Raw genomic sequence first — 10664 nt, forward strand, 5'->3', positions numbered from 1 at the left:
GTATTATAAGATAGTTTCTTACATGGAAATTAAGGATTTCTATTCATTTAGAGTTTGCATTAATTTTGTGAGTGAAATTTAAAAAATACCTCACCCTAGTAGGTGAGGATTTCAAACAAAATAACCACTGACTTGCCAGTGGTTGTTATATCTTATTTAATTATAAAAAAGCATTTTGCAATTATGCTTTTTCTACTTTACCGCTTTTTAGACATTTAGTACATACGTTGATTGTTTTAGGTGTTCCATCTACTAAAGCTTTTACTTTATGCACGTTTGCTTTGAATGTTCTATTAATTTGTCTATGAGAGAATGTTACAGATTTACCTGACTTTGTTCCCTTACCGCAGATATCACATGATCTTGCCATTTTTACACCTCCTAGCTTTTATTAATCCTTATTATTTTACCAAAGTTTGGGCAAAATTACAAATTTTTTTATTGGAAGCATGAATATTTGTTTTAGGATTTGCTTTATTTATGTATTAATGATAGTTATTGGATGGATTTAGAGTATAATCTTTCATAGAATTACAAGAGATTTAGATGAATCTTAGGAGGTAATATGGACTATAAATCTATATACGAAAATGTTAAGGTGGGAGAAGTTTTTTATGACCATCCGCTAAAGGATTACACAACTTTTGGAATTGGTGGAAAGGCTGATGTCTTGGTCAAGCCAACAAGTGAAGATGAACTTAGAAATATTTTAAAAATTAATCATAAATTCGCTATTAAGACAACAGTTATTGGCAGAGGCTCAAATCTTCTAATTAGTGATAAGGGAATTAGGGGGACGGTTATTGTTCTTGCCGATAATTATTCCAATATAACTGTTGAAGGGGAAGTCTTATCTGCTCTTGCTGGTACTAGTCTTAATGAAGCGGCCTTATGTGCTATAGAAAATCACCTCAGTGGGATGGAGGAGATTTCTGGAATACCAGGTTCTGTTGGTGGTGCTGTAGCAATGAATGCGGGAGCCTATGGGGGAGAGATTAAAGATATTTGTATTTTGGTAAAAGCCTTCGATTTTGAGGGAAATGAATATGAGTTTACAAATTCAGATATGCATTTTTCTTATAGACATTCTAAAATTTTTGAGCAAGGCTTAATAGTTTCTTCTGCAAGTTTTAAATTAAAGGCTGGTAATTATGATGAAATAATCGAAAAATACCAAGACTTTACCAACAGAAGAATAAGCAAGCAACCCCTTGACAGGAAATCTGCTGGGTCAACTTTCAAAAGACCTGCAGGTTCTTATGCTTCAAAGCTAATTGATGAGTGTGGTCTTCGTGGATATAGGGTAGGAGAATGTCAGGTTAGCGAGAAACATTGTGGTTTTATTATCAATGTTGACAAGGCAACTTGCACTGATATGCTTAGCTTTATTGAGGAAGTATCAAGGATTGTTAGTGAGAAAACAGGTTTCGTTTTAGAGAGAGAAGTTAAACTTATTGGAGAAATTTGATGAAGCTAAAGGTTATCACAGGACTTAGTGGATCTGGCAAGACCACTGCCCTAAGGGCTTATGAAGACATGGGCTATTATGCCATGGACAATGTTCCAGCATATTTAATAGAAAAGTTTATAGAATTAAATGCTAACCAAGAAAACCCAATAGAAAAGATGGCGGTGGTTATAGATTTTAGGTCCTTTTCGATAACTAAAGACCTTTGCAAATCCCTTCTAAGACTTAAGAATTTTAATATAGATACAGAAATTATTTACTTGTATTCATCTGATGAAGTTATTTTCAAAAGATATAATGAACTGAGAAGACCTCATCCCCTAGGTGAGTATGGTGATGTAGCCGAGGGAATAGCCAAGGAGAAAAAACTCCTAGAGCCTATTAGAAAGATATCAGATAGGTTTATTGATACAACTTCCTACAAGATAGCAGAGTTAAAGAGAGTTATTGAAGAGGCTTCAGCCAAGAAGGATAAGATGATTGTAAATCTAGTATCCTTTGGTTTCAAGTATGGGCTAAGCGATAACTTTGAATTTGTTTTTGATATGAGATTTATACCAAATCCATTCTACATTGCAGAGTTAAAGTCCTTGAATGGAACTTGTGAAAAGCTTAAGGCTTACCTAGACAAATTTGAAATAGTCAAAGATTTTGAAGAAGATGTTTGTAAGATGATTAACAAACTAATTCCAGAATTTGTAAGTCAAGGTAAGGATATGCTTACAATTGCCATAGGGTGCACAGGGGGTCAACATAGGTCTGTTTATATGGTAGAAAGGCTCTACAAGAGGTTAGAGAATGAGGATTATATAATAATTAAGAAACATAGAGAGAAGGATAGATGGTGAAACAATACTTAAAAAGATTACCCCTCAAGAATATAAAAAATGCAAGAGACCTTGGTGGAGTTCCGACCATTTCAGGAAGTGCTACTAATTGGCAGAAATTTATAAGGACAGCGACCTTAGATGGAGCAAAAATTGATGACCTTTCTTATTTGATGGATTTAGGCATAACTTCTATAGTCGACCTTAGGAGAAAGGGAGAAATTGATGAGGATAAGGAAAGTATCCGAAAGATTAAGGAGAATTTTTCTTACTACAATGTCTCTTTGGCTGGAGATAGAGAATTTAGCAAAGTTGATATGGGCAGAGTATTGAATAAGGAGGTAACTGTTGGTGGCACTTATTCAAATCTTATTGACAATTACTCAGCTATTAGAGAAATTATGGAGATTTTTGCTAGGGATGATGGTGGATGTCTTTTTCATTGTCAAGAAGGTAAGGATAGGACTGGGATAATCTCTATGATTCTTATGGGACTTGCGGATGTTTCTAAAGAAGATATCATAGCAGATTATGAAGTTAGCTCTGCCCACCTTGGTTACATCGACCTTGATCAAAAAGATCCTTTTTCTATCTTTAGAATTACAAGTCCTTTTTATATGAAAGAGGCCTATGAGTATGTACTTAAAAATTATGGCTCATTTGATGCCTATCTTATGAAGGCAGGGGTAAGTGAGGAAGTTATAGAAAGAGTAAGAAGAAAAATAGTAGGCTAGGGAGGTAACCCATGTCTTTTTCTCAAAGGTGTAAGAAGGAAATTTTGAAAAGAGAACCCATATCAAGGATGGGCGAGCTCCTTGCCATAATACATTTTATCGGTTCTATTAGGATAAATAGGGGAGGTTATAATATCAAGTTCGAAACTGATTCCAATGCCTACGCCCGATATATATATAATTTAATAAAAGATCTTTACGATTATTCATCAACCTTTGAGATTTTTGACAAATCATACAAGGATAAGGACAGGATTTTTACAGTGCTTGTGGAAGACAGTAGGATTTCTGAGGAAATAATTGATGAAAAATCTAAGGGTTTTATTGATAACTTTTCTGATATAGAAGATGTTTCCCTTGATGATATCAAGTCCTTTCTTAAAATCGCCTTTATTTATAAGGGTTCTATAAATGACCCCCAAAGAGGCTACAATCTTGAAATAATTGCTAGAGAAAAAAATGAATTTAGGTTAATTAAAGAGTCTATGGATACCTTTGACCTAAATGCCAAGGTTAATGATAGGGGTGATTATTACATAGTTTATATCAAGGATTCGGATAAGATATCCGATTTTCTGGCTATTGTTGGAGCAAACAGGTCTCTTTTTGAGCTTGAAAATGTAAGGGCGATGAAGTCTATAAGAAATAATATTAATAGGCAAACTAATTTTGATAAGGCAAATATTGATAGGACTGTGAAGGCATCTTTAAGACAGGTAGATGCTATTAGAGAAGTTTTAGCGTCAGATATAGCTGATAAACTATCTTGTGATATGAGAGATATAGCAAGTATTCGCCTGGAAAATCCATATGTTTCAATAGAAGAAATTGGAGAGATGATGGATCCTCCAATGACAAAGGCAAAGGTTAATTATAGATTACAGAAGTTTATCAAGATGGCAGAAGACCTTTAAGGAGCAACTATGCAAGAAAAATTTACCCACCTCCATGTGCATACCGAATATTCCCTTTTGGATGGATTTTCAAGAATTGACGTTCTTTTGGATAAGTGTAAGGACTTGGGAATGGATTCTATCGCCATAACCGACCATGGTGAGATGTACGGAGTTATTGAATTTTATAAGCAAGCTCTAAAACGTGGAATTAAACCAATTATAGGTTGTGAAGTCTATGTTAGTGAGAAGAATCATACAATCAAGGATTCTACTAATAAGAGGTACTACCACCTCATCCTTCTAGCTAAGAATAATCATGGCTACAAGAATTTGATAAAGATAGTTTCTGAAGCCTACGTCAATGGATTTTATTACAAGCCCAGGGTTTGCTTTGACTTTATAAAGAAACATTCCAAAGACTTGGTCGCTCTGTCAGCTTGTCTTAATGGGGAAGTAAGTCAAAGACTTTTGGAAAATGATTATGAAGGAGCAAAGATAACTGTCCAAAAATATGAAAAAGTTTTTGGTAAGGGGAATTATTTTTTGGAAGTGCAAAATCACGGAATAAAAGAGCAAAACCAAGTCAATGCTGGTCTATTAAAAATTCATAAAGACCTGGATATACCATTAGTTGCAACCAATGACCTCCACTATGTAAATAAGGAAGATGCCTATTATCAAGATGTTCTTCAATGTATCCAGACAGGAAAACTAATCAAAGATGAGGATAGGATGAAGATGCCAACTAGCGAGTTCTACCTAAAAAGTTTTGATGAAATGGCAGAGCTTTTCTCATCTTATGAAGGAGCAATTTCCAATACCCAAGTAATTGCTGATATGTGTAATGTAACATTTACCTTCCATGAACCTCACCTTCCTTTTTTTCCGAAAATTGAGGCGGGATTTACTAACCTATCCTATCTGAAAAAACTTGTAGATGAAGGTCTTATTAAAAAATATGGAAGTATAAGTGATGAGATAAGAAAAAGGGCCGACTTAGAAATTGATGTTATCAATAATATGGGATATGTTGATTATTTTCTTATTGTTTGGGACTTTGTAAGATATGCTAGAGAAAATGATATAGCTGTTGGGCCAGGAAGAGGGTCTGCCGCTGGTTCTATTGTATCCTTTGCACTTGATATAACTCAGATCGATCCGATAAAATATAATTTAATTTTTGAAAGATTTTTAAATCCTGAGAGGGTGTCAATGCCTGATATAGATATAGACTTTGACTATGTTCTTCGTGATCGCGTTGTGGAATATGTGAATGAACTTTATGGCAAAGACCATGTTTCTCAAATTGTAACTTTTGGTAGAATGCAAGCTAGAAATGCAATAAGAGATGTGGGGCGAGTTCTTGATATAAGTTATGCTAAGGTAGATAAGATTGCTAAGATGATACCAACAACTATCGGGATGACCATAGACAAAGCCTTTGATACTTCAAGTAAGTTTAAAGAAATTTATGATAGCGACCCAGAGGCTAAAAGATTGATAGATACGGCAAGAAAGGTTGAGGGTCTACCAAGGCACACTTCAATCCACGCTGCTGGGGTAGTAATTTCTAAAGAAAAACTTACTGATATAATTCCTCTAGCTCTTTCTAACGACCTTGTGGTTACTCAATTTGATATGACTGAAATTGAAGAACTGGGACTTCTAAAGATGGATTTCTTGGGACTTAGAAACCTAACAGTAATCAAAAACACAATTAAGGATGTTAAAAAATATCGAGGGATAGAAGTAGATTTAACAAAAATAGATGTTAATGACAAAAATGTAATTGACCAGTTTAATAATGCGAAAACAATTGGAATCTTTCAATTCGAATCTGCTGGCATGAGAAATTTCTTAAAAAATCTAAAACCAACAGTTTTTGATGATCTGATAGCAGCAAATTCTCTTTTTAGACCAGGGCCAATGGATGAAATTCCAAAATATATCCACAATAAAAATAATCCAAAGGATGTAAGTTTTATTGACCCAGCTCTCAAATCAATCCTTGACGTAACCTATGGCATAATCGTTTACCAGGAGCAGGTTATGCAGATAGTTCAAAAACTTGCTGGATATTCTTTAGGAGAAGCCGACAACCTTAGACGAGCAATGTCAAAAAAGAAAATGAGCGTTATGGAAGAAAATAGGGATATTTTTATAAATGGAAAGGTTGATGAAAATGGCAAAATTGAAATTCCAGGGTGCCTAAGAAATGGAGTTAATGAAAAGGCAGCAAACCTTATTTATGATGAAATGATATCTTTTGCTAAGTATGCCTTTAATAAATCTCACTCAGCGGCTTATTCACTTGTTGCAGTTCAAACTGCCTATCTCAAGCATTATTTTCCTGAAGAATATATGGCAAATCTCATATCTTCTGTGATGGATTCATCATCTAAGCTTTATCTTTATGTAAATGAGAGTAAAAACTTAGGTATAAAAGTTCTAGCTCCAGATGTCAATAAATCTTTAGCAGAATTTAAAGTTGAAGAAGGAAAAATTATTTTTGGCTTATCTGGAATCAAAAATGTAGGCATAAATATGATTAATTCCATAATAAGTGCCAGAGAAAAAGCAGGAAAGTTTAAAGATTTTGACGAGTTCCTCCAAAGAGTTGATGAAGTTGACTCAAGAAGCCTTAATAAAAAAGGACTAGATTCTATGATAAAGGCAGGAGCTTTTGATAGTTTGGGCAACACCAGAGCATCGCTGATTGGATATTATGAAAAGGCTATGGATTCTGTTCATGAAAATAGGAAGATTAATCTCAAGGGACAGATGAATCTTCTTGATGGTTTTGCTGAAAATGATAAAAAAGAAGATTTAGGTTATAAAAAAATTAAAGAATATAATAAGAAGACCAAGTTGAAGCTAGAAAAGGAAGTCCTAGGTTTTTATATATCCGACCATCCTCTATCAGAATTTAAGGAAGTTCTTGATAGAGAAGTGAATTTTTCTACCTCTTATAAGGAAACTATGAATGAAGTTGAAATCCAAAGGCTTGATAGAAAGCCTGTTACCATGGCAGGTGTTATTACTGAAAAGTCGGAAATTATGACTAAAAAGGGTCAACTTATGAGTTTTGCAAGCCTTGAAGATATGTATGGTAGTATAGAAATTGTGATTTTCCCAGAAGTTTACAAGAAATATAGGACTCTCTTGGATGAGGATAATACAGTTATAGTGCGAGGAAATTTACAAATTGATGAAAGGGATGTAAAATTAATAACGTCAGAATTTATTGATATAGAAAAAATTAATCTCAAAACATTATACTTAAAAACCCAATATTTAAGGTATAATGATATAAGAAACATTCTAGTACAAAATAGGGGCAAGGTTCCAGTCGTAATTTACTTTGAGGATAAGGAAAAATCTGTCCGACTTGATAAAAAATTATGGTTTGATATTAATGAAAAAAGCATTAAAGTATTAGAAGAGTTTTTAGGAAAAGAAAATGTTAAGATTACTTAAGGAGTTGTTATGAAGACTATAGGAATACTAACAAGTGGAGGAGATGCTCCAGGCATGAACTCTGCTATTAGGGCTGCTGTTAGAACAGCACTGAATAGTGGAATGCGTGTTAAAGGTATTAGAAATGGTTATGACGGACTTATGCAAGGAGATATTTATGAGATGAATGTTTCCTCAGTAGCAGATATTATCCACAAGGGTGGTACTATTCTTGGTACTGCAAGAAGCATGGAGTTTAAAACACCAGAGGGACAAAAAAGAGGTGCTCAAATCCTTAGCGATTATGGGATTGAAGGCCTAATAGTAATAGGAGGAGATGGATCCTTCAAGGGAGCAAAAGCTTTATCTGATTTAGGAATTAAAACAATAGGAATCCCTGGAACAATCGATAATGATATGGGATATACAGATTTTACTATTGGATTTTTCACAGCAATTGAAACTGTAACAGACGCTATCGGAAAGCTAAGAGACACATCAAGTTCTCACGGTAGGGCAGTTGTAATTGAAGTTATGGGCCGCAATTGTGGAGATTTAGCATTGTTTTCAGGTCTAGCTGGTGGAGCGGAATCAATTATAGTACCAGAACATAATTTCTCAATTGGCGAAATCATTGATAAGATGGAGCACGGAAAGAAGAGAGGAAAACTCCACCACCTAATCACTTTGGCAGAGGGTGTAGGTGATCCATATTCTTTAGCTAAAGAGCTTGAGGAAAAAACTGGAATTGAAACCAAAGTTACAATCTTAGGCCATGTTCAAAGAGGTGGTTCCCCATCAGCTGTTGATAGGCTTTTGGGATCTTTGATGGGATCTAGAGCGGTTACCCTTCTCCAAGAGGAAAAAACCAATCTTGCCATTGGATATGTGGATGGACAAATAATAGAAGTTAGTATAGATGAAGCTACAAGCAAAAGTTCTGAATTTAATGAAAGACTTTACGAGCTTGCAAATTCTTTATCAAGATAGGAGTAATTAATAATGAAACCTGATATTTTAAAAAAGACAAAAATTGTATGTACAATAGGACCAGCTAGTGAAAAACCAGAAGTTCTTGAAGAATTGATTAACAACGGTATGAACGTTGCAAGACTTAACTTTTCACACGGAACTCATGAAGAACACCTAGCTAAGATAAAAACTATTAGAAGAATTAGAAGAAAATTAAATGTACCTGTAGCTATCATGCTTGATACCAAGGGTCCAGAAATAAGAACAGGAAATTTCAAAGTTGATGAAATTTTCCTAAAACCTGGTGATATCTTCACTCTTACTACAAGAGATGTTGAAGGAGATCAATCAATAGTGTCTGTTTCTTATGATGGACTTCCAAAAGACGTGTCTGTAGGTAGTGAAATTTATATAGACGATGGACTTGTACAACTTGAAGTTCTTGAAATCAAAGATGGAACAGATGTTGTATGCAAGGCATTAAACAACGGAATTCTATCTGACCATAAGGGAGTTAACCTTCCAGGATCAAAGACTAACCTTCCAGCTATTACACCAAAAGATGTTGATGATATTAAATTCGGTATTGAAAACGACATTGATATTATAGCAGCATCATTCGTTCGTAAAAAAGAAGATGTTTATGATATAAGAAAAGTATTGGAAGATCACGGTGGAGAAGATATCAAAATCATCTCTAAAATTGAAAGCCAAGAAGGTGTTGATAATCTCGATGAAATTATTGAAGCTAGTGATGGAATTATGGTTGCCAGAGGAGACCTTGGTGTTGAAATTAGAACAGAGCTTATTCCAATAGTACAAAAAGAAATCATAAGAAAATGTAACGATGCTGCAAAACCAGTTATTACCGCAACACAAATGCTCGACTCAATGATTAGAAATCCAAGACCAACAAGAGCTGAAACTACTGACGTTGCCAATGCTATTATTGATGGTACTGACTGTGTAATGCTATCAGGAGAAACTGCTGGAGGAAAATATCCAATAGAAGCAGTTAAGACTATGAGAAATATTTGTATTACAACAGAGCTATCAGATGACTTCTACCAAAACATCTACGATGTTAAAATTCACTCTGCTAATACAACAACAAACTCAATTGCAAGATCTACTAAAAATATTGCAGAAGAGCTAAATGCTAAAGCAATTATTTCTTGTACAGCAAGTGGTAATACTTCAAGAATTATCTCAAAATTCAAACCAAAAACAAATATTATAGCTGCAACAATTTCAGATAGAGTTGCTAGACAACTTTCAATTGTATGGGGTGTATATCCAATCGTAATCCAAGAGGCAACAGAAACTGATGAGCTAATAGAAAGAGCTATAGTAGGTTCACTTGCTGAAGAATATGTAGAAGAAGGTGATCTAACAGTTGTAACTGCTGGAATTCCTCTAGGAGTATCAGGAACAAGCAACCTAATTAAAGTTCATATTATTGGAGATATCCTAACAAATGGAACAGGAATTGGAAGTAAGTCAGTATCAGGAAAAGTTGTGATTGGCTCAACCAAAAAAGAACTTGAGGGAAAATTTGAAGAAGGAGACATCATAGTTGCTAAATTTACAGATGCAGATATAACAGAATATATCGAAAAGGCATCTGCTGTTGTAACAGAAACTGGTGGACTAACAAGTCATACAGCAGTAGCAGCAGTTCACTTCGGAATCCCAGCAGTAGTTGGTGCTACAAATGTAATAAACCTTGTAGAAGAAGGCGAAATAATAACTGTAGATCCAATTGGTGGAGTAATTTACAAAGGAGAAACTAAAGTTATCTAATGCTCGTAAAAGATATTAAGATAATTGATATCCTACAAGATGGGAGAGGAGTTGGAAAAGAAAACTCCAAAGTCTACTTTATAGAAAATGCTAGCTTTGGAGAAACCTGCGACATTGAAATAACTAATGAAAAGAAAAATTTCATAGAAGCAAAAAAAATAAAAACAACTTCACAAAGCCCTTATTATACACAACCTCCATGTCCATATTATTATGAATGTGGGGGTTGTACTATTATGGATATAAATTATTCAAAACAACTAGACCTTAAAGTAAACCTAATAAAAAATGCCATAAAGAAAACTTGTGGTATAAATCTCGATAATATAGAAATTATTGCAAGCAAAAAATATGGATATAGAAATAAAATTAGGGTGCAAGTTGACCAACATGGAAACTTAGCCTACAATAAACAAGCATCAAACGATTTGGTTAGAATCAATGATTGTATACTTGCCAATGACCACATACGAAATAATTTATCAGAAATTCAAGATTTGAGTATAGA

General features: G+C 34.3%; 8 protein-coding genes and 1 pseudogene. 8 read left to right on the top strand and 1 reads right to left on the bottom strand.

The genetic code is table 11. The features are described from left to right. Positions 1–181: 181 nt before the first annotated feature. A complete protein-coding gene (gene rpmB / locus Q0W95_RS06220; RefSeq protein WP_297790963.1) occupies positions 182–370 on the bottom strand; it encodes a 50S ribosomal protein L28 in 189 nt (62 codons plus the stop codon). A 195-nt stretch (positions 371–565) separates the two neighbouring features. Here rpmB and murB point away from each other — a divergent pair, with 195 nt between their 5' ends. The 8 genes and pseudogenes from murB to Q0W95_RS06260 form a co-directional block, all read left to right on the top strand. Further along, the gene (murB, locus tag Q0W95_RS06225) at positions 566–1468 is read left to right on the top strand and encodes a UDP-N-acetylmuramate dehydrogenase (RefSeq protein ID WP_297790965.1); all 903 of its coding nucleotides are present in this window, start codon (positions 566–568) and stop codon (positions 1466–1468) included. Continuing rightward, the gene (gene rapZ, locus Q0W95_RS06230) at positions 1468–2316 is read left to right on the top strand and encodes an RNase adapter RapZ (RefSeq protein ID WP_297790967.1); all 849 of its coding nucleotides are present in this window, start codon (positions 1468–1470) and stop codon (positions 2314–2316) included. The genes murB and rapZ overlap by 1 nt, the downstream gene beginning before the upstream one ends. Next, complete coding sequence (locus Q0W95_RS06235; protein WP_297790969.1) at positions 2310–3029, top strand: tyrosine-protein phosphatase; 720 nt, start codon at positions 2310–2312, stop codon at positions 3027–3029. The genes rapZ and Q0W95_RS06235 overlap by 7 nt, the downstream gene beginning before the upstream one ends. 11 nt (positions 3030–3040) lie before the next feature. Next, the gene (whiA, locus tag Q0W95_RS06240) at positions 3041–3943 is read left to right on the top strand and encodes a DNA-binding protein WhiA (protein ID WP_297790972.1); all 903 of its coding nucleotides are present in this window, start codon (positions 3041–3043) and stop codon (positions 3941–3943) included. 9 nt (positions 3944–3952) lie between these two features. After that, positions 3953–7402 (top strand): DNA polymerase III subunit alpha, encoded by a 3450-nt coding sequence (locus Q0W95_RS06245; RefSeq protein WP_297790975.1) that lies wholly within the window; start codon positions 3953–3955, stop codon positions 7400–7402. Positions 7403–7411: 9 nt separating this feature from the next. After that, positions 7412–8371, top strand: a complete 960-nt coding sequence (pfkA, locus tag Q0W95_RS06250) for a 6-phosphofructokinase (protein ID WP_297790977.1) — start codon at positions 7412–7414, stop codon at positions 8369–8371. 12 nt (positions 8372–8383) lie between these two features. Further along, positions 8384–10156, top strand: coding sequence for a pyruvate kinase (pyk, locus tag Q0W95_RS06255; protein WP_297790979.1), 1773 nt, complete (start codon positions 8384–8386; stop codon positions 10154–10156). Further along, a pseudogene (locus Q0W95_RS06260) lies at positions 10156–10664 on the top strand (23S rRNA (uracil-5-)-methyltransferase RumA); the annotation flags it as partial. The gene pyk and the pseudogene Q0W95_RS06260, both read left to right, overlap by 1 nt.

The sequence above is a fragment of the uncultured Anaerococcus sp. genome (genome assembly GCF_947253225.1).
Lineage (GTDB): Bacteria > Bacillota > Clostridia > Tissierellales > Peptoniphilaceae > Anaerococcus.